Here is a 19549-nt window from a genome sequence, read left to right on the forward strand (position 1 = left end):
TGGATCAGGAGGCGGAGTGGTGGGCGCCGTGTTCGGCGCAGATGGCTGCGGGATCGGTCAGGACCCATGCAGTGCTGTCTTCGTTGGCGGTAAGCGTTGCCTTGTGGCGCAGGTAACTGTCTTCACCGAGGCCGAATTCGCATACGACATCGGGCGAACCCATGCCAGCGCGCTTGCACACGGCCGTGTTGACCGGTTCCGCACCTTCGCAGGTCGAACCGAACACTTCGGTGAACAGCGCCTGGTCGGGCGCGGGCAGCGATGCAACCGGCTCGGGAGCGGCGGTTTCGGTCGCAACCGGCTCGGGTGCCGGTTCCTGGCCGCAGGCGGCAAGCGCCAGCACGGAGATAAGAAGGGCGGTTTTCTTCACGGTGCGAGTCCTTAAAGCGCTTCGGCGCCAGCAATGATTTCGATGAGTTCGGTGGTGATCGCGGCCTGGCGGCTGCGGTTGTACTGGATGGTCAGCTTCTGGATCAGGTCGCCGGCGTTGCGCGTGGCGTTGTCCATCGCGGTCATCGAAGCGCCCTGTTCGGATGCCTCGCGTTCCAGCAGGGCACCGAAGATCTGCGTCTTGACGTAGCGTGGCAGCAGTTCTTCGAGGATTTCTTCCTCGCCCGGTTCGTATTCGACCACCGCATCGCCGCCAGCCGTTTCGCCTTCGGGCGACGGTACGGGGATCAGCTGAACCGTGGTCGGTTCCTGCGCCAGCGCCGACTGGAAAGTCGGGTAGACGAGGTGCGCGACATCGAACTTGCCGTCTTCGAACATGGCAATCAGTTCATCGGCGATGGCTTCGGCTTCCACGAAACCGGGCTGACGCACGGTCGAGGTGTCGAAATGCTTTTCGATCAGATTGGCGAAATCGCGCTTGATCGGTGCACGGCCCTTCTTGCCGACGAGGTAGAACGAAACGTCCTTGCCTTCGGCGATCAGGGCGCGGGCGCGCAGCTTGGCTTCCTTGACCAGATTGGCATTCAGACCGCCGCACAGTCCCTTGTCGGTGTTCACGACCACCAGCAGGTGGCGCTTGTCCGATCCGGTGCCGCGCAGCAGCTTGGGTGCGCTGTCGCCGCTGACCTTGGAGGCCAGGCTGGCCATCACGCCCGAAAGCCGGTCGGCATACGGGCGTGCGGCTTCGGCAGCCGCCTGCGCACGGCGCAGCTTCGCAGCTGCGACCATCTGCTTGGCCTTGGTGATCTTCTGGGTCGATTTGACCGAGTTGATCCGGCCCTTGAGTTCCTTGAGGCTAGCCATTTCGGCTCCCTATCTCGTGTTCTCTTGGGACTTACGCGAACTGCTTGGCGAAGGTTTTCAGCGCGTCGACGACCTTGGTCTTCGTGTCGTCCTCGAACTTGCCGGTGTCGCGGATTTCCCCGAGCACAGCGGCGTGTTCGGCACGCATGTAGCTGAGCATCTGCGCTTCGTATTCGGTTACGCGGTCGGTCGGGATGGCATCGAGGTAGCCGTTGGTACCTGCGAAGATCGAAACGACCTGCTCTTCCACCGGCATCGGCGTGAACTGCGGCTGCTTGAGCAGCTCGGTCAGGCGCGCGCCGCGGTTGAGCAGCTTCTGCGTTGCCGCATCGAGATCGGAACCGAACTGCGCGAAGGCAGCCATTTCGCGGTACTGTGCAAGGTCCAGCTTCATTGAGCCGGCAACCTTCTTCATCGCCTTGGTCTGTGCGGCACCGCCAACGCGGCTGACCGACAGGCCGACGTTGATCGCCGGGCGGATGCCCTGGAAGAACAGGTCGGTTTCGAGGAAGATCTGGCCGTCGGTGATCGAAATCACGTTGGTCGGAATGTAGGCCGACACGTCGCCTGCCTGCGTTTCGATGATCGGCAGGGCGGTGAGCGATCCGTGGCCGTTTGCCGCGTTCATCTTGGCCGCACGCTCGAGCAGGCGGCTGTGGAGATAGAACACGTCGCCCGGATACGCTTCGCGGCCCGGAGGACGGCGCAGCAGCAGCGACATCTGGCGATAGGCGACGGCCTGCTTGGAAAGGTCATCGTACACGATCACGGCGTGCATGCCGTTGTCGCGGAAGAATTCACCCATCGTGCAGCCGGTGTAGGGTGCCAGGTACTGCAGCGGAGCGGGCTCCGAAGCGGTCGCGGCGACAACGATGGTGTATTCCATCGCGCCGTTTTCTTCGAGCTGGCGCACGATCTGGGCAACGGTCGAACGCTTCTGGCCGACGGCGACATAGATGCAGTAGAGCTTCTTGCCTTCGTCGTCGCCCTGGTGCGCGTCCTTCTGGTTGATGAAGGTATCGATCGCGACGGCGGATTTCCCGGTCTGGCGGTCACCGATGATAAGTTCGCGCTGGCCGCGGCCGACGGGAACGAGTGCGTCGATGGCCTTGAGACCCGACTGCACGGGTTCGGAAACCGATTCGCGCGGGATGATGCCCGGAGCCTTCACTTCGACGCGGCGGCGTTCGGAGGAGACGATCGGACCCTTGCCGTCGATCGGGTTGCCGAGGGCGTCGACGACGCGGCCGAGCAGGCCCTTGCCGACGGGAACGTCCACGATGGTGCCGGTGCGCTTGACGCTGTCACCTTCGGCAATGTCCGTGTCCGAACCGAAAATCACGGCACCGACGTTGTCGGCTTCGAGGTTCAGGGCCATGCCCTGGATGCCGTTGGCGAATTCGATCATCTCGCCTGCCTGGACATTGTCGAGGCCGTGGATGCGGGCGATGCCGTCACCCACCGACAGCACGGAACCGACTTCGCTGACTTCGGCTTCGGTGCCGAAATTGGCGATCTGGTCCTTGATGACCTTGGAGATTTCTGCGGCGCGGATATCCATGAGTATGTCCTTTGATCAGGCCTTCATCGCCTGGGCGAGGGAATTGAGACGGGTGCGGATAGAGGCGTCGATACGCTTCGATCCGATGGTAACTACGAGGCCGCCGAGCAGATCGGGATCAACCTTCGTGGAAAGCTTCACGGTGCGGCCTTCGCGCGCGGTCAGCTTGGTGCGAAGCTGTTCGAGCTGCGCGTCGGTCAGCGCGTGGGCGCTGGTCACTTCGGCGGTCACTTCGCCGCGCTGGGCGGCGGCGATAGCGCGGAAGGCGCGGATCACGGCAGGCAGCTGCGCCAGCCGGCGGTTCTGCGCCAGCGTGCCGAGAAAATTCTGGGTCAGTTCGGTGAGACCCATGATCGCAGCCACGCCCCACAACGCCTTCTGCGCGGCACCGCGCGAGACCTTGGGGTTGGTGGTGAGCAATTTGAGCTCGTCCGATTGTGCCAAACCGGCCTCGATCTTGTCGAGATCCGATTCGACAGCCGTGACGGTCCCGTTCTCGCTCGCAAGGTCGAACAGGGCCGATGCGTAACGGCCTGCCAGGCTAGCCTGAATACCGGCGGAAATATCCACGCGCTTGAGGTCCTCTCGGGTCCGGAAAAAAAGTCTGTGCGGCCATGCCGATGAATGGGCGAAGCAGAGTCGCCCCGGCAGGGTCGGCGCGCGCCTAGCAAAGCCCCCTTGCGATGGCAAGCCGAGTCCGGACGGGAAATCTGGACTCGCACCCCGCTTTACCTAGAATAGGTGGCGGAGAGAAACCGGTCGCACGGGAGAGAGAACATGGAATTGGTGCCGCTGGCCCCCAAATGCGGGGTAGAAATCAAGGGAGTGCGTTTGGCCCAGGCCGAAGGGGAAACGCTCGATGCGATTCGTTCGGCGATCTATACGCATGGCGTCGCGCTCGTGCGGGGGCAGGACGATTTCACCCCAGACGCGCATATTGCCTTTGCCAAGCGGTGGGGCGGGATCGACATCAACAATTATTTCCCGCTGACCGACGAACACCCGGAAATTGCCGTGGTCCGCAAGAAGGCCGATCAGGAAACCAACATCGGCGGCGCGTGGCATACCGATCATTCCTATGACCAGGTGCCGGCGATGGGATCGATCCTTGTGGCACGCCTTCTCCCCCCTTCCGGCGGGGACACCATGTTTGCCCACATGGGCGAAGCGTACGATGCGCTTCCCCAGGGTCTGAAGGACGAGATCGACGGGTTGCAGGCCTTCCACACCGCCGACCACGTATACAAGGAAGACGGTATCTACGCCCAGACCGACATGGCCGGCGATCTGCGCGGCCAGGGGCTGAAGACCGGCGCGGTCCACCCCGTCGTCATCCGCCATCCGGTGACAGGGCGTAAGCTCCTTTACGTGAACAGCGCTTTCACGATCCATTTTGTGGGCAAGACCCGCGCGGAAAGCCTGCCGCTACTCCACCGGCTTTACGATGCGGCCACGGCTGCGGATAACACCTGCCGGGTGGCGTGGGAGCCGGGATCGGTGGCGATCTGGGATAACCGCACCACCTGGCACAACGCGCTCAACGATTATCAGGGGTATGCCCGCGAGATGCACCGCATCACGTTGAGCGGCGAGCCACTGGCGGCCTAGGGCCGGGTTCTGCACTCGTATACCAGGCGTTCGTTCGGCTGCTGCGGCAGCAGGCCGAGTACTTCGCCTTGCAGATCGCCCAATTGTCCCGCTGCGCCTTCATCGCCGCATTTGGGGGCATCGTACTTGCCGCGCGCGATACGGGCCTCTTCCATGGCGCTGCGCGAGAGGAGATACCGTTCGACGCGATAGGTCCGGCGATCCGGATCGAAGCTGTTTACCGAAACCGCGTCTTCCGAATTGGGGACGAACAGGCGCGACCATGTGCCGCCTGCAAACCCGTATTGTGTGCGTCCGTTCACGCAGCCGCCTTCCTGCCAATCGAAGTCGATGTCTTCTGCCTGTGCGCTGGTGATGCGGCTGCGTTCGGGCAGCAGCGTGCAGGTCAGGGCAAGATCGCCGGTTGCAGGCTCGTCCGGGGAAGACGGGACACCGTCCTGCATGGCTGCGGCGACACGGCGGTCGATTTCATCGAGGCCGGGGCGCGTGAGATAGGCCGCCAAAGCCGCCAGGACGCAGACGATGGTGGCCGCCGCCACAATCCGCAGGCGTTTCTCGTCACGCGGATCGGAATTGTGGATTGCCAAAGTCCACTGTCCCAGCCCGAACGCCGCGAGCAGCAGTACGAAAGAGAGGAACACGCGGTCTTCGCGGTCGGTGATGACACCTTGTTCCGCCTCGACTTGCGCGCGGTCACGTTTGGCGCGCGTCTTTTCCGCACGCGACGACATTTCCTGGCGCGCCGCCGTTTGTTCGCGATCCGCACGTTCGCGCTCGGCGGCATCGAGGTCGGCCATGGAACGGCACGGCATCTCGTTGACACGCGGGGTAACGCCGTTGGCGCGCAGGAACGGGATCAGTTCGCGATTGGACACGGCGAAGAAGAATTCCGCATCGCCGCCGTCGTTGTCGGCCCCGAAGCTGTTCACCCCCAGCACGCGTCCGCAATTGTCCAGCAGCGGCCCGCCCGAATTGCCGCGCGCGATGGGGGCGGTGTGCAGGATGGTGTCGAACTGGCGGCTGGGACGTGTGCCCGAAATGAAACCCCGGCTTTTGACTGGTGGCTGGCTGCGGAAGATATCCCCCATGCCAAGCCCCTGCGCCCGATCGACGTTCATCGGATAACCGACGCTGGTCACATCGCCATTATCGGGCGGCATCCCGCCGGATAGCGCAAGAGGGGGGAGGCGCAGCGAGCCGGTGATGCGGACGAGCGCGAGATCGTTGGTCGGAGATATCGCGATCGGCTGGCCATAAACGGCTTCGCCGCCGCCGCTCGGGATTATGCCGATCCGCAAGTCACGGTCGCGCATGGCATCGCGAATGACATGCGCGTTCGTCACCACCTTGTCCGACGACACGGCAAAGCCGGTCCCGTGGCTAACGGGGTAAAGCTCGTCCCCGTCGCTGGAGATGATGATCACCCGCACGACGCCGCGGGCGGCGGCATCGATGTCAGCCGGTTCGGCCTGCGCCAGCGCGGGAACCAGAAAGGCGCAAATCGCAAGGGTGAAGGATAGAATGCGTCCCATTCGGCCCTGCTTTTGGCGGGCAATCGCTTTGACCGCAAGGCGCGGGATGCGCGCGCATGAATTCTTCCGCACAAGGCTGGCAGTTCGGCTATGGAAGGCAGCAAGATGATCGACAGCGATACAGCATGGTCCGCGGTGATGCGCCGTGACCGCGCCTTTGACGGGCAATTTGTCACCGGTGTGCTGACCACCGGGATCTATTGCCGCCCGTCATGTGCCGCGCGGCACCCTAATCGGACCAATGTGCGGTTTTTTGCCAACGGGGCCGACGCGCGTGCCGCCGGCCTTCGTGCCTGCAAGCGGTGCCTGCCTGACGAGGTATCGCGCGACGAAGCGGCGGTCATGGCCGCGATTGACGAAATCCGCGGTGCCGAGGACGCGCCGTCGCTGACCGCACTGGCGCAGCTTACCGGTTATTCGCCCACGCATTTCCAGCGCGTGTTCAAACGCGCCATCGGCCTTTCCCCCGCTGCCTATGCGCGCGCGTTGCGGGAAGAACGGGCGCGCGATGCGTTGACGGGCGGGACAAGCGTGACGGGCGCGATCTACGAGGCGGGATATTCCTCCGCCTCGCGGTTTTACGAGGGTACAAAGGGGCGATTGGGCATGAGTGCGAGCGATTGGCGTGACGGGGGCAAGGGCCGCGTAATTCACTGGAGCGTGATCGAAACGACCCTGGGTGCGATGCTGGTTGCGGCGACGGACAAGGGCGTGTGCTGCCTTTCCTTCAACGAAGGCGTCGACGATCTGCGCGCCCGGTTTCCCAAGGCCGAGCTGGTCGCGGGCGGCGAGGGCTTTCGCGACCTTTTCGAAACCGTCACGGCTACGGTCGAACAGCCGGTGATGGCGACTGCGGTCGATATCCCGCTGGACGTGAAAGGCACCGCCTTTCAGCAGCGTGTGTGGGACGAACTGCGCCGCATTCCTGCGGGCGAAACCCGCAGCTACGGGCAATTGGCCGCAGCGCTGGGTAATCCCAAGGCCAGCCGCGCAGTCGGCGGCGCCAATGGGGCGAACAATATTGCGGTGCTGATCCCCTGCCACCGCGTCATTGCGCATGACGGCGGGCTGGGGGGATATGCCTATGGTACGCAAATCAAGGCGGAATTGCTGCGGCGAGAGCAGGCAGAGTAGGCGGCGTAGGCCAGGGCGCGCGATCGATCGTCGCGCCTGGGCAAATCTCCAGCGGCACCGGGTGGCCGAAGACGCGACGGGAACGACAGTTTTCGTGGATGCAGAGCGTAAATCGATCGTGTATCGAACACGGGTGAAGCCAAAGATCCTCACCACGCTACACACCTATAGCTGGCGCCAGTTCGGCGCGGACAGTTTTGCAGGCATCACCGTGGCGCTGGTCGCGCTACCGCTCAGCGTTGCGATTGCGATTGCTTCCGGCGCGCCGCCGGCAGCAGGTCTTGTTACCGCGGTCGTGGCCGGTTTCCTGATATCGGCGCTCGGTGGAAGCCGGGTTCAGATCGGCGGCCCGACCGGTGCCTTCATCGTGGTTGTCTACGGTGTGATCCACGATCACGGATACAACGGGCTTCTGGTCGCCACCCTGATGGCAGGTGTGATCTTGCTTGTTGCCGGCCTCCTTCGCGCTGGCCGGTTGATCCGGCACGTGCCCGAACCCGTTATCGAAGGGTTCACGATCGGCATCGCGGTCGTGATCGCGGTGAGCCAGATCAAGGATCTCGCCGGGATGACCGGGACAAATCTGCCCGCAGATTTCCTTCCCAAGCTGGAGGGGCTGTGGGCCATGCGCCAATCGGCAGATGCCAGCAGCCTTGCGCTGGGTGCCGTTTGCATCGCGGCCATCCTTGCCCTTCGCCGGATTGCCCCGCGTTTCCCCTGGCTGGTTGCCGTCGTGGTGCTTGCCAGCGTTATTGGCGCCCTTGGCTTGCCATCGGTCGAGACAGTTTCGCAGCGCTATGGTGCCTTGCCCCACGGTTTGCCTTTTCCTGCCTTGCCAGAGATTTCGCAGGAGCTGCTCGGCGAGCTGCTCCTGCCGGCACTCACCATCGCGTTTCTTGCAGGCGTCGAATCGCTCCTGTCCGCGATCGTGGCCGACCGCATGATCGGCGGTGCGCATCGCCCCAACGCCGAACTGATTGCCCAGGGCGCGGCCAACATCGCCTCGCCGCTGTTTGGCGGCTTGCCCGCGACGGGCGCGATTGCGCGCACCGCCACCAATGTGAACGCAGGCGGGCGCACGCCGGTGGCGGGCATTGTCCATGCGCTTGCGATCCTGCTGGCGTTGGTGGTCGTCGCTCCGCTTGCGGGGAAGCTTGCGCTACCGGCGCTCGCGGGCCTGCTCATCGTGACAGCATGGACGATGAGCGAGCCGCATCGCTGGGGCGAGCGTATGGAACTGCCCAGGCCCGATCTGCTTCTGCTCGTGGTGACCGCGTTGCTGACAATTCTGGCCGACCTTGCCATCGCGATCGGTGTCGGGACGATCCTGGGGCTTATCCTGCGCTATACGCGGGGAGAGAAGTCGGCGCCAAATTGGCATATCCCGCTGGGTTTGGGCCGCGGGATAAAGGACGATGACGCTGAATGAGGGCCACGAACGGCCTCAGGAACGCGCCCAGCCTTTGCCTGCGGGCCGAAGCGTATCCAGAAACGCCTCGGCACTTTCCAGATAGTCGCGCTGCTTGTCTTCGCCCATCCGGTCCCACGTAGCGTAGATGCGACCGATGCGCGGGTTGCGTTCCAGCCGGTCGCGGTGCCGTTCCATGAAATGCCAGTACAACGGGTTGAAGGGGCAGGCGCCGTCACCCGTTTTCTTGTTGGGCGAGTATGCGCATCCGGCGCAATAATTGCTCATCTTGTTGATGTAATTGCCGCTGGCGGCATAGGGCTTCGAAGCCAGTTTCCCGCCATCGGCATACAGGATCATTGCGGCCACATTGGGCAATTCGACCCATTCGTAAGCGTCGGCGTAGACGACCAGAAACCAGTCCTCCACCGCGCGGGGATCGAGCCCTGCGATCAGCGCAAAATTGCCCAGCACCATCAACCGCTGGATATGGTGGGCATGGGCGTTGTCGCGCGTGGACCGGATGCAATCGGCGAGGCAGGCCATATCCGTTTCGCCCGTCCAGTAGAATTCGGGCAGCGGGCGGCTGGCGCCAAGTTCGTTTGCTTCGGCAAGGCCCGGCATCCGGTTGAAATAGAACCCGCGCACATATTCGCGCCAGCCGATGATCTGGCGGATGAAACCTTCGACCGAATTGAGCGGGGCCTTCCCTTCGCGGTAGGCTTTTTCCGCCCTTCGGCACAGGTCGAGGGGGTCCAGCAGACCCAGGTTGATGCTGGTGGACAGCATGGAATGGAACAGGTCGTCCTCGCCCGCCACCATCGCGTCCTGATAGGGCCCGAAATTCTCGATCCGTTCGGCAAAAAACGCGTCGGCGGCTTCCTCGGCCTCGTCGCGCGTCACCGGCCAGCCGAACCGGTCGAGGTTGCCGAAATGGTCCGCGAACTGGCGGTTGACGAGGGCAATCACGTCAGCCGTGATGCCATCGGGTTCGAAGGTCGGGCGTGCAGGGGCGGACAGGCCTTCCTTGGGAGGCTTGCGATTTTCGCTGTCGTAGTTCCAGTCGCCGCCTTCGGGTTTGTCACCGTCCATCAACAGGCCGGTCTTGCGGCGCATCTCGCGATAGAAAAATTCCATCCGCAATTCCTTGCGGTCTTTCGCCCATTCATCGAATTCGGCCTGGGTGCAGATGAACCGGTCATCGCGAAGAATTTCCACCTCGCATGCGAACTTGTCGGCCCATTGGTCCATCGCCTGGCGCACCCGCCATTCACCCGCTTCCACAACCCGGACCAGCCGCGAATCGTGCCGTTCGATGGCGCGGACGACTTCGCCGGTGAAGCTGCCGGAATTCTCCGCATCGTCGAGCTTGACGTAATCGACGCACCAACCGGCATCGCGCAACTCGGCCGCGAAATGCCGCATGGCGGAAAACACCAGCGCGATCTTCTGTTTGTGATGGCGAACATAGGTAGCCTCGTCCCACACCTCCATCATGAGAATTACGCTGTCGTCCTTCGCCCGCCCGCGCAGGCTGGCAAGGTCGCGGGTCAGCTGATCGCCGAGGACGGGAACGAGAACGGGGCCGGGCATCCGTCTGGAAATGCCCGACCCCGCGTTAGGTGCCCGATTGCCGGCAAGGAAAATCAGGAGATATCGTCTTCCTCGTCCTCTTCTTCGTCCAGAGAAGGACGCAGCTTGTCCATCAGCGGCTGGCGGTCGCCCGCTTCGGCCTTCTTCACCAGTTCGCGGATTTCCTCGATTTCCTCGCCCGATGCGTGCGGAAGATTGATCACCGGCCCAAGGATGATCATCGCTTCCTTGTCGCGGTTTTCGAGCAGCAGGAGATAGGCGAGGGATTCGCGGATGCCGCCATCGAAGGGGGCGATCCGGAAGGCCCGTTCCAGACCGATCTTGGCCGCTTCGGGGATCGTTTCATTGGCCAGCACGAAGCTGTTGAAATATCCGAGCAGGATGTCCGGCCGCTCGGGATCGATCTGGTTGGCCTTGACGAAGTAATCGCGCGCAGTCTGGATCGCGGCGGGATCTTCCTTTGCCGCTTCCAGGGCCACCCGCGCCAGGTAGAGGCGGGCGCGAATGGAATCGGGATCCACCGTGATCAGCTTTTGTGCCATCGCTTCGGCCCGGCTGAAATTCTTCGCGTCGAATTCCGCCTCCATGGCGGCGTCGATCACCGCCGGTGAATTGGGGAACCGGGCGAGCAGCGCCCGCGCATCGGGGACCAGACCTTCGGCAATGCTGGGTGTGACGCCCGCCGTGGAACGGATGTGCAACGGCATCGCGGCGGCCTGCGCTTCGTCAAGCTGGGTCAGCTTGATTTCCGGTTCGCTGCCGACCGGGAAGGTTACGGCGATCGCGCGGGCGCGGCCGCGGTGGTACTTCTCCAGATCCTTCTGCAATTCGCCCAGGTCGCCAAAGGCTTCGCGGGCGGCATCGAGATTGGGTTTGCCCGCCGTGACCAGCCGCAGATACTGGGCCAGCTGCCCGGTGCGCGACGGCTCGAAGCTCAGATAGCTCGTGAACATCCAGCCATAGGCATATTGCCGGGCGATATCGATCCCGCTGAAACGGCCGTTTTCGCCATCGAGGTCGAGGACATCTTCCACATCGAAGCTGAGTTCACTGAGGATGAAATCGCGGTACTTCGGCGGTTCGCCGAGGTTGAAACCGTCTTCGCGGAAGTTGATCGTCGCGAACAGTTCGGCAAAGCCTTCGCTGTACCAGAACGGGTAGGCCGCCGGCGCGTGCTGACGCGAGAAATAGTGCGCGTATTCGTGGAACAGGACCTGTTCCGACTGCAGCGCGTAACGCGACTGGTTGCTGTCCCGCGTGCCCAGCCGGCCGCGCGAGCGACGCCCTTCCTCTGCCGGAACGAAGGCCACCGAATTGCCGGCCCGCGGGCTGAAGAAGCCCGCCACGTTGGACGAATTGGCCAGCCGGCCGATGTCGCTCGTGGTGCCGGTCTGGTAAATCGTGACCTTCGCGCTGTCTTCCACCTCGCCCGCATCGAGCGGGAGGCCGCGGAACAGGCGCATGGACTGGTCGAGCCGTTCAAGGTTTTCCGCAACGTCGCGCGCGGTGTCCTTGCCCCCTTCCGATATCACGCGGAAATGATCGCTTTCGGCAACCCACCAGTCTTCGGCGGCAAAAGCCGGCGTCGCAGCCAAAGCCGCGCCCGCCATGAGCAATTTTTTCAACATTCGCAGACCCTCTTGAATTCCTGTTAGCCCCTAAGTCCCGCGGCGCGATCGTGGCGGGGGCTCAAAAAACCTCCGCGCACAAGCTGGCCGCAAGTACCCTACTTGATCGAACAGATGACGCGGCGTCAACTAATCGTCCCACGGCAATGCTAAGGGAAGACTTCCCGATCGTGCAAGATGGCGGTGGTATACTTCGTGCGATTACACGAAGCTGTACGGATCGATATCCACCGCAACACGCACGCCAGCCGGGTGGTCCACCTGGCCCAGCCAATGGCGAATGACGTCCTGCAACTGCACCGAACGCCGCGCGTTGACGAGGAACCGATAGCGATAGCGACCGCGCAGCAAGGCCATCGGCGCGGGGGCCGGGCCGAGGATGACGCAATTGTCCACATGCGGGCGGAACCCGCCGATGCGGTTGGCGGCCTCGCGCGCTTCGCCATCGTCTTCGGAAGAAATGATGATGGCGGCCCAGCGCCCGAAGGGGGGCGCGCCGGCGTGGCGCCGCGCTTCGGTTTCGGCATCGTAAAACGCGTCGCGGTCACCCGCAGCCAGGGCGGCGATCACCGTGGCTTCGGGATGGCGCGTCTGGATCAGCACTTCACCCGGTTTCGACCCGCGCCCGGCGCGCCCGGCAACCTGCGCGACCTGCTGGTACGTTCTTTCGCCCGCGCGCAAATCCCCGCCTTCCAGCCCCAGATCGGCATCGACCACACCGACCAGCGTCAGATCGGGAAAGTGGAAACCCTTGGTCACCAGCTGCGTGCCGACGATAACGTCGATCTGGCCGGTTTCGACCGCTGCAATGAATTCGGCTGCCTTGACGGGGGAATTGAGCGTGTCGGATGTCGCCACGAAAACGCGCGCCTGCGGCAGGCGTTCGGCGACCTCGTCGGCAATGCGTTCCACACCGGGCCCGCAAGCGACAAGACAGTCGGGTTCGCCGCAGTCGGGGCAGGTTTCCGGCTGGGCGGTTTCATGCCCGCAATGGTGGCAGGCAAGGCGCCGGGTAAACCGGTGTTCGACCAGCCAGGCGCTGCAATTGGGACACTGGAAACGGAACCCGCAATTGCGGCACAACGTCAGCGGGGCATAGCCACGACGATTGAGGAAAAGCAGCGATTGTTCGCCCCGCGCCAGCCGTTCCTCGATGCCTTCGACCAACCGCGTGGCCAGCCATTGTCCAGCGCCCGGCTTTTCTTCGGTCAGGTCGATCGTTTCGATGCTGGGAAGGGTGGCCCCGCCAAACCGGCTGGGAAGATCGATTTTGCGATAGATGCCGCTTTCGGCCATCTGCAGGCTTTCCAGCGCCGGTGTCGCGCTGGCGAGGATGACCGGCACTTTCTCGAAGTTCGCGCGCATAACGGCCACGTCGCGCGCATTGTACCGTACACCGTCTTCCTGCTTGAAACTGACCTCGTGCGCTTCGTCCACGACGATCAGGCCCAGCCTGGCGAAGGGCAGGAACAGGGCAGAGCGTGCGCCGACGACGACCTGCGCACTGCCGTTCGCCACGGCCCGCCAGGCGCGCCGTCGCTCGGTCGACTTAAGCGAGGAATGCCACAACACTGGAGCGGTTCCGAAACGGTCCTCGAAGCGCGAAAGGAAGTTTTCCGTCAGCGCGATTTCGGGAAGCAGGACGAGGACCTGGCGGCCCATTTTCAACGCGTCGGCCACCGGTTCGAAATAGGTTTCGGTCTTGCCCGATCCGGTAACCCCATCGAGCAGGAACGGGGCGAATTTCCCCGCCCGCACGGCGGCACTGAAGACCGCCGACGCTTCTGCCTGCTGCGGGCTGAGATCGACCTTGGCGAAATCGGGCCGCGCCGGATCGTAAGGCCGGTCACAATCGACTTCGACCGGTTCGAGGACGCCGTGATTCACGAGCCCGCGCAGCACGCCTTCGGAGACACCGGCAATGCCCGCGAGTTCGCGGATATTCGCCTGTTCGCCCTCCAGCGCCTCCATCGCGGCGAGCCGCTGAGGAGTCAGGCGTTCCGGCATACCGCCGGTCAGACGGTATTCGGTCATGGTCGCCGGTCCCTTCAACGCTCCGCCCGATGACAGCGCCATGCGCGCCACGCCGGCCATCGACGCGACGTAATAGTCGGCTGTCCATTCGATCAGGCGGCGCAAGGGGGCGCCAAGGGGCGGGACGGGAAGCGCATCGCGCAAGGGGCGCAGTTTTTCGGCTGGAACGTCCGTGCCCGGTAGCCGTTCAGCCTCCCAGACGATCCCGGTAACGGTGCGTGGCCCCAACGGGCATTCGACAACCGATCCGGGTTCAACGTCCATGCCGTCCGGCACCCGGTAATCGAGCGGGCCAAGGGCGGCATTAAGAACGAGGCAGCGCACGCGTTTCATCGGTGGCCCATATGGACGGCGCGCGCGGTGACACACAAGGGTGGGAAGCAAAGGGACTGCAAATATGACCGACATTCTCGTTAAACCCACCGGCCGCAGGGCCTTTCTGGGCGGGCTTTCGCTCGGCACAGCGGCGCTGGCGCTGCCGGGCTGCACCGGACTGCCCGGCTTCAGCCTCGTGGACGCCGTCCAGCGTATCCTCTTCCTGTCGAGCGAGCGCGCCTTTGGCAGGATGCTTCAGGCAGACGGTTTCTGGGATGCACAGGTGGCGCAGCTTGGTCTGAACAACTTGCTCGGCACGCGCGGCGATGTGCTCAGCCGCATTCTGACGTCCGCCCTGTTCAAGAACCGGTTGGAAGATGCCTTTGCCGATATCGCTTTCGAAGGGGCGGAACGCGCCGCCCCGCTGGTGACCGAGGCGGTTCGTACCGTCGGCATCCAGAACGCAATCGACCTGGTGCGCGGCGGTCCGACCGCAGCGACCGGTTTCCTGCGTGGCTCGATGGGTACAACGCTGGTCGAAGCCATGGTGCCCGAACTTGGCCAGGCCATGCGCGTGGCGCAGGATCCGCTGGTGGGCCAATTGCTCAGCAGCCTGACCGGGGTTGACCTGTCGGGTGCGACGAACCGCTTTGCGACCACGCTCGACAACACGATCTGGCGCGAGATCGGCGTCGAGGAGGCCGCAATCCGCGCCAATCCGGGCGAAACCCGCGATCCGCTGATCATCGGCGTGTTCGGGGCCGGATCGGGGTACTAGCCGCGCCGTTCCTGCATCGCTAAGGCTTCCGGGGAATCGCGAAATCCCCGGAGCCAGCACACATGAAATTCTTCGTCGACACTGCCGACATCGCCGACATCAAGGAAATGGCCGACACCGGCCTGCTCGATGGCGTCACGACCAACCCTTCCCTGATTGCGAAATCGGGGCGGGATTTCATGGAAGTGACGAAGGAAATCTGCGCTCTGGTCGATGGGCCCGTCAGCGCCGAAGTCGTCGCTCTCGACCATGAAACCATGATGCGCGAAGCCGAAACGCTGCGGAAAATCGCGGACAACGTCTGCATCAAGGTGCCGCTGACGATCGACGGGCTCAAGACCTGTCGCAAGCTCACCAGCGACGGGACGCAGGTCAACGTCACGCTGTGTTTCTCGGCCAACCAGGCGCTTCTGGCCGCCAAGGCGGGCGCGACCTTCGTATCGCCCTTCGTCGGGCGGCATGACGATAACGGTTTTGACGGGATGGAACTGATTGCCGATATCCGCCGCATCTACGACAATTACGATTTTGGCACCGAAATCCTTGTCGCTTCGATCCGCAACCCCGTTCACGTGCTGCAAAGCGCGCGGATCGGCGCCGATGTCGCCACAATGCCGCCGGCCGTGATCAAGGGCCTGTTCAAGCATGTCCTGACCGACAAGGGCATCGAAGGGTTTCTCGCCGACTGGGCGAAGACCGGGCAATCCATCCCGACCGACTAAGTGGCCGAGCAGACCCCCCTCGATCGTTTCAAGCAAACGTTGACCGGCGCAGCGCGTGCCATCGCGCGCGAACCTGAAATCGAGGTCGCGTGGAGCGCGGACAGCCCGGCGCAATCGGGCAAGAACTTCCGCGTTCCCCTGCCGGGCCGCACCCTGCCGGTCGACCAGGCGCGGGAGGCCCGCGGCTTTGCCGACAGTTTCGCGCTGCGTTTGCGCCACCATAACGAGAAGCTGCACGCGTCCGCCGCGCCGCCCGAACCGATCGCGCGCGCCTGTTACGATGCGATTGAGCAGGTCCGTTACGAATCGATTGGCGCAACGCGCTACGCCGGGATGCGCGACAATCTTGGTTCGGCTGTCGAAATGCGAACCAATTCGGACCCCATCGTGCGCGCTGACGATGCGGACGAAGTTCCCTTGCCCACCGCGCTTTCGCTTATCCTGCGCGAGGCGTTGACGGGAGAGGCCGTGCCCGACCGGGCGAAGACCGCGGTCGACCTGGTGCGCGAGGATATCCTCGCCAGGATCGGCACCGATATGGACGGCCTGGCCGATGCGCTGGACGATCAGCGCGCCTTCCAGGATCTGACGCTGGACATGTTGCGCCACCTCGACCTCACCTTGCCCGAGAACCCCGACGGTTCGGACAATGAGGAAGGCGACGACGAAGAAGGCGAGACGCCCGAGGAAGAGGATTCCGCCGACGAGGAAGACCAAGGCGGGGCCGAACCCCAAGCCGCCGACATGCGGTCCGAAACCACCGAGGGCGAAGCCGATGGCGACGCCGACCAGGAGGTGGAAGGCGAGCAGGAAATGGCCGACGGCGACCCGTCGGACGAAGGCGAGGAAGGCATGCAGCCGGTCCGCCCGAACCGGCCGTGGACCGAACTGCCCGATAATTTCAACTACACCGCCTACACCGACAAGTTCGACGAGGTCGTCGAAGCGCCTGAGCTGTGCGATCTCGAGGAACTGGAACGGCTGCGCGCGTATCTCGACAGCCAGCTGGCCGGCTTGCAGGGTGTGGTGACGCGGCTTGCCAACAGGCTTCAGCGGCGTCTGATGGCGCAGCAGAACCGCAGCTGGGATTTCGATCAGGAAGAAGGCCTGCTGGACGCCGCGCGGCTGACCCGCGTGGTCGTGTCGCCGGGCCACGCGCTGTCCTACAAGATCGAACGCGATACCGAATTCAAGGATACGGTCGTGACCTTGCTGATCGACAATTCCGGATCGATGCGTGGCCGTCCGATAAGCATTGCCGCGATCAGCGCCGATATCCTCGCCCGCACGCTGGAGCGGTGCGGCGTGAAGACCGAAATTCTCGGCTTCACCACCCGTGCGTGGAAGGGCGGGCAGAGCCGCGAAGCGTGGCTGTCCGATGGCCGGCCGGCCAATCCCGGACGTCTCAACGATTTGCGCCACATCATCTACAAGAAGGCCGACGAACCGTGGCGCCGCGCGCGCCGCAACCTTGGCCTGATGATGCGCGAAGGCCTGCTCAAGGAAAACATCGACGGCGAAGCCCTGCTGTGGGCGCACACCCGCCTGCTCGCCCGTCCCGAAGACCGCCGCATCCTCATGGTGATTTCGGACGGCGCACCGGTGGATGACAGCACGCTGAGCGTGAACCAGGCGGGGTATCTGGAAAGCCATCTTCGCAAGGTGATCGACTGGATCGAGAAGCAGTCACCCGTCCAGCTCGTCGCCATCGGCATCGGTCACGACGTGACGCGTTACTACAAGCGTGCAGTCACGATCATGGACGCCGAGCAGTTGGGCGGAACTATTATCGAACAATTGGCCAGTCTGTTCGAGGACGAATAGTTACCCCTGACTAGTTTCCCGCTTGCGCGCCAAGTCGTCTGTGTTATGTGCGCGAAATACAGGGGGTTGAGGGGTCCATTTCCAAATGAAGTCAGGTGTTTTCGGCAGTGGGGCCGTGAGCGTTCTTGCCGTGTGCGCCATCGGGGCTGCGGCCTTGGCGCAGGCAGCAGATCAGACGGTTGAGCCAGCCTTGCAGGGTCCTGTCGCGGAGACGCGGGAAATGGCCGCTGCGCCAGACAAGCCGGCTGTTTCCAGCAGCGCGACAATCGCGAAACTGACGCCCGTGACGATCGAAATTCTCGACCCTCTCGGCAGCAAGACGAGCGCGTCGCTCGATCACTATCGCATTTCGCTTGTCGAGCCGATCATGGTGGACGGTGTCGAAATTATCCCTGCCGGCACGACGGGTATGGGCGAGGTTGTCCATGCCAAGAAGGCGGGCGGCATGGGTGCGGCAGGCGAACTGGTGCTTGCGGCCCGGTATCTGGATTTCGGTGGTCGCCAATTGCGCCTGCGCAGCATGGAACTGCTTGAGACTGCCGAAGGCAAAAGCCGCACGAATTCCGTGAACGCACTCAACGCGGCATCTGCCGCGTCACCCATACCGATCGGCCTGATCGGCTATTTTATCACGGGCGGAAATATCGACATTCCGGCAGGCGCGCTGGCTTCGGCCAAGATCGCTGCCGAGTTTGTTGTCGACCTTCCGCGCGGTGCGGCACCGGTGACCGCGGTGGAAGCTGCTCCTGTTGAAGAATCCGTGGCCGATCCCGAGGGGGGAACGGACGTGATCGTTGAAGGAATCATCGAATGAAGCTCACCCGTATTCTTGCAGCGTCGCTGCTGATCACCGGCATCGCCGCACCGGCCATGGCGAAGGACAAGGCCCAGGCCGAACCCATCGTCCTGCCGACCCCGGCCGAAGGCACCGGCCACATCGTGTTCTTCCGCCCCGGCGGATCGGGCTTCGCCATCGGCTGTTCGGTCAATGAAAACGGCGAGAAGGTCAGCTCGCTTGGCGCGGGCCGTTACTTCGTGATGCGCACGACGCCGGGCCGCCATGAATTCACCGTCAAGAGCGAAGCCAAGGACGTGCTCGCCCTCGAAGTGGAAGAAGGCGAAACGCAGTTTGCCGCGTGCAAGATCAAGATGGGCATCCTCGTGGGCCGGCCCGACCTTGCACCCGCCAAGGAAGCCGATTTCCGCAAGGGCAAGTTCAAGCTGGTCGACGCCGACGACATGGGCCCCGGACCGGGTGCGCTGCGCGAAGCGGACATGACGACTGCCGAAATCGTGGTCGAGGAAGAGGTCGTGATCGAAACGACCGGCGATTCCGAATGATCTGATCACTGCCGAATCTATCTAATCCGGCGCGTCGGGGCGGGAGTGCTTGCACTTCTTCCCCGGCGCGCTAGCGTTCGGGGCATGAACATGTCCGTCAGCGAAGCCGTCCAGTCGCGCCGATCCGTCCGCGCATTCACCGACCAGCCGGTCGACCGCGACGCCCTGATCCGTGTGCTGGAAAAGGCGCAACGATCCCCATCCGGCGGCAATGTCCAGCCGTGGAACGCGATCATGCTCACGGGCGATCCGATGCACGCCCTGTTCGACCGGGTGGCGCAGGAATTTCCCAAGGGCCGCGCCGCCATGCAGCCCGAATATCACATCTATCCCCCCGGCCTCGATGGTCTCTACGAAGAACGACGGTTCGGCATCGGCGAGGATATGTACGCCGCGCTGGGGATCACCCGCGAGGACAAGGCCAAGCGCCTGATGTGGTTCGCCAACAATTTCCGTGCTTTCGGGGCGCCGGTCCTGATGCTCGTGCACACGCCGAAATACATGGGGCCGCCGCAATGGTCGGACATCGGCATGTGGTTGCAGACAATCATGCTGTTGCTGCGTGAAGAGGGACTGGATTCGTGCGCTCAGGAAGCCTGGGCCGCCTATTCGCCGCAAGTGCGCGAAATGGTCGATATTCCCGAAGATCATACCTTCTTTTGCGGCATGGCAATCGGCTGGCGCGATGCCGACGCGCCGGTCAACGCGTTCGACGTTGCGCGCGCGCCCCTGGATGAAGTGGTCCGCTGGGAAGGCTGGTAACGCTCACGCGCCGGGGTCATCCCCAAGAAGGGGGTAAACGCGGTTGCACAAGAGC

17 protein-coding genes are annotated in these 19549 nt (G+C 63.5%); 9 read left to right on the forward strand and 8 right to left on the reverse strand.

Going from position 1 to position 19549, the window contains the following annotated elements; all coding sequences use genetic code 11:
• Positions 1–4: 4 nt before the first annotated feature.
• Genes VR863_RS02710 through VR863_RS02725 form a run of 4 tightly spaced genes read right to left on the reverse strand, consistent with a single transcriptional unit; the run spans position 5 to position 3385 of the window.
• Complete coding sequence (locus VR863_RS02710) at positions 5–370, reverse strand: hypothetical protein (RefSeq protein ID WP_324826891.1); 366 nt, start codon at positions 368–370, stop codon at positions 5–7.
• Between the two features lie 11 nt (positions 371–381).
• Positions 382–1254 (reverse strand): F0F1 ATP synthase subunit gamma, encoded by an 873-nt coding sequence (locus VR863_RS02715; RefSeq protein ID WP_324826892.1) that lies wholly within the window; start codon positions 1252–1254, stop codon positions 382–384.
• 31 nt (positions 1255–1285) lie between these two features.
• Positions 1286–2815 (reverse strand): F0F1 ATP synthase subunit alpha, encoded by a 1530-nt coding sequence (gene atpA, locus VR863_RS02720; protein WP_324826893.1) that lies wholly within the window; start codon positions 2813–2815, stop codon positions 1286–1288.
• A gap of 15 nt (positions 2816–2830) precedes the next feature.
• Positions 2831–3385, reverse strand: a complete 555-nt coding sequence (locus VR863_RS02725) for a F0F1 ATP synthase subunit delta (RefSeq protein WP_324826894.1) — start codon at positions 3383–3385, stop codon at positions 2831–2833.
• A gap of 207 nt (positions 3386–3592) precedes the next feature.
• On the opposite strand from VR863_RS02725, the gene VR863_RS02730 reads away from it, so the two are divergent.
• Positions 3593–4423, forward strand: coding sequence for a TauD/TfdA dioxygenase family protein (locus VR863_RS02730; RefSeq protein ID WP_324826895.1), 831 nt, complete (start codon positions 3593–3595; stop codon positions 4421–4423).
• Here VR863_RS02730 and VR863_RS02735 read toward each other — a convergent pair.
• Positions 4420–5955 carry a S1 family peptidase gene (locus VR863_RS02735; RefSeq protein ID WP_324826896.1) on the reverse strand — a complete coding sequence of 512 codons (1536 nt, stop codon included), beginning with the start codon at positions 5953–5955 and terminating at the stop codon, positions 4420–4422. The genes VR863_RS02730 and VR863_RS02735 overlap by 4 nt on opposite strands.
• 90 nt (positions 5956–6045) lie before the next feature.
• On the opposite strand from VR863_RS02735, the gene ada reads away from it, so the two are divergent.
• Entirely contained in the window at positions 6046–7089 is a 1044-nt protein-coding gene (gene ada, locus VR863_RS02740) for a bifunctional DNA-binding transcriptional regulator/O6-methylguanine-DNA methyltransferase Ada (RefSeq protein WP_324826897.1), read from the forward strand.
• A gap of 133 nt (positions 7090–7222) precedes the next feature.
• Entirely contained in the window at positions 7223–8518 is a 1296-nt protein-coding gene (locus tag VR863_RS02745; RefSeq protein WP_324826898.1) for a SulP family inorganic anion transporter, read from the forward strand.
• Between the two features lie 15 nt (positions 8519–8533).
• Here the strand turns inward: VR863_RS02745 and VR863_RS02750 are convergent, their stop codons facing one another.
• The 3 genes from VR863_RS02750 to VR863_RS02760 form a co-directional block, all read right to left on the reverse strand.
• Positions 8534–10090, reverse strand: coding sequence for a cryptochrome/photolyase family protein (locus VR863_RS02750; RefSeq protein WP_324826899.1), 1557 nt, complete (start codon positions 10088–10090; stop codon positions 8534–8536).
• Positions 10091–10143: 53 nt separating this feature from the next.
• Positions 10144–11718, reverse strand: coding sequence for a tetratricopeptide repeat protein (locus VR863_RS02755; protein ID WP_324826900.1), 1575 nt, complete (start codon positions 11716–11718; stop codon positions 10144–10146).
• A gap of 201 nt (positions 11719–11919) precedes the next feature.
• On the reverse strand, positions 11920–14085 hold the full coding sequence (locus VR863_RS02760) for a primosomal protein N' (RefSeq protein WP_324826901.1): 2166 nt from the start codon (positions 14083–14085) through the stop codon (positions 11920–11922).
• Positions 14086–14149: 64 nt separating this feature from the next.
• Here VR863_RS02760 and VR863_RS02765 point away from each other — a divergent pair, with 64 nt between their 5' ends.
• The 6 genes from VR863_RS02765 (at position 14150) to VR863_RS02790 (ending at position 19494) form a co-directional block, all read left to right on the forward strand.
• Complete coding sequence (locus tag VR863_RS02765; protein ID WP_324826902.1) at positions 14150–14845, forward strand: DUF4197 domain-containing protein; 696 nt, start codon at positions 14150–14152, stop codon at positions 14843–14845.
• A 62-nt stretch (positions 14846–14907) separates the two neighbouring features.
• A complete protein-coding gene (fsa, locus tag VR863_RS02770) occupies positions 14908–15567 on the forward strand; it encodes a fructose-6-phosphate aldolase (protein WP_324826903.1) in 660 nt (219 codons plus the stop codon).
• Positions 15568–17391, forward strand: coding sequence for a cobaltochelatase subunit CobT (cobT, locus tag VR863_RS02775; RefSeq protein ID WP_324826904.1), 1824 nt, complete (start codon positions 15568–15570; stop codon positions 17389–17391).
• A 115-nt stretch (positions 17392–17506) separates the two neighbouring features.
• The gene (locus tag VR863_RS02780; RefSeq protein WP_324826905.1) at positions 17507–18205 is read left to right on the forward strand and encodes a hypothetical protein; all 699 of its coding nucleotides are present in this window, start codon (positions 17507–17509) and stop codon (positions 18203–18205) included.
• The gene (locus VR863_RS02785; protein ID WP_324826906.1) at positions 18202–18732 is read left to right on the forward strand and encodes a hypothetical protein; all 531 of its coding nucleotides are present in this window, start codon (positions 18202–18204) and stop codon (positions 18730–18732) included. Before VR863_RS02780 ends, VR863_RS02785 begins: the two co-directional genes overlap by 4 nt.
• 90 nt (positions 18733–18822) lie before the next feature.
• Complete coding sequence (locus VR863_RS02790; RefSeq protein WP_324827560.1) at positions 18823–19494, forward strand: nitroreductase; 672 nt, start codon at positions 18823–18825, stop codon at positions 19492–19494.
• Positions 19495–19549: the final 55 nt, after the last annotated feature.

The organism is Qipengyuania zhejiangensis (assembly GCF_035607565.1).
GTDB lineage: Bacteria > Pseudomonadota > Alphaproteobacteria > Sphingomonadales > Sphingomonadaceae > Qipengyuania > Qipengyuania zhejiangensis.

Coding starts and splice junctions, on each gene's coding strand:
- VR863_RS02755 (WP_324826900.1), bottom strand. CDS start 11,718: ATGTTGAAAAAATTGCTCATGGCGGGCGCGGCTTTGGCTGCGACGCCG.
- VR863_RS02785 (WP_324826906.1), top strand. CDS start 18,202: ATGAAGCTCACCCGTATTCTTGCAGCGTCGCTGCTGATCACCGGCATC.
- fsa (WP_324826903.1), top strand. CDS start 14,908: ATGAAATTCTTCGTCGACACTGCCGACATCGCCGACATCAAGGAAATG.
- VR863_RS02765 (WP_324826902.1), top strand. CDS start 14,150: ATGACCGACATTCTCGTTAAACCCACCGGCCGCAGGGCCTTTCTGGGC.
- VR863_RS02715 (WP_324826892.1), bottom strand. CDS start 1,254: ATGGCTAGCCTCAAGGAACTCAAGGGCCGGATCAACTCGGTCAAATCG.
- VR863_RS02790 (WP_324827560.1), top strand. CDS start 18,823: ATGTCCGTCAGCGAAGCCGTCCAGTCGCGCCGATCCGTCCGCGCATTC.
- atpA (WP_324826893.1), bottom strand. CDS start 2,815: ATGGATATCCGCGCCGCAGAAATCTCCAAGGTCATCAAGGACCAGATC.
- ada (WP_324826897.1), top strand. CDS start 6,046: ATGGAAGGCAGCAAGATGATCGACAGCGATACAGCATGGTCCGCGGTG.
- VR863_RS02735 (WP_324826896.1), bottom strand. CDS start 5,955: ATGGGACGCATTCTATCCTTCACCCTTGCGATTTGCGCCTTTCTGGTT.
- VR863_RS02730 (WP_324826895.1), top strand. CDS start 3,593: ATGGAATTGGTGCCGCTGGCCCCCAAATGCGGGGTAGAAATCAAGGGA.
- VR863_RS02760 (WP_324826901.1), bottom strand. CDS start 14,085: ATGAAACGCGTGCGCTGCCTCGTTCTTAATGCCGCCCTTGGCCCGCTC.
- VR863_RS02750 (WP_324826899.1), bottom strand. CDS start 10,090: ATGCCCGGCCCCGTTCTCGTTCCCGTCCTCGGCGATCAGCTGACCCGC.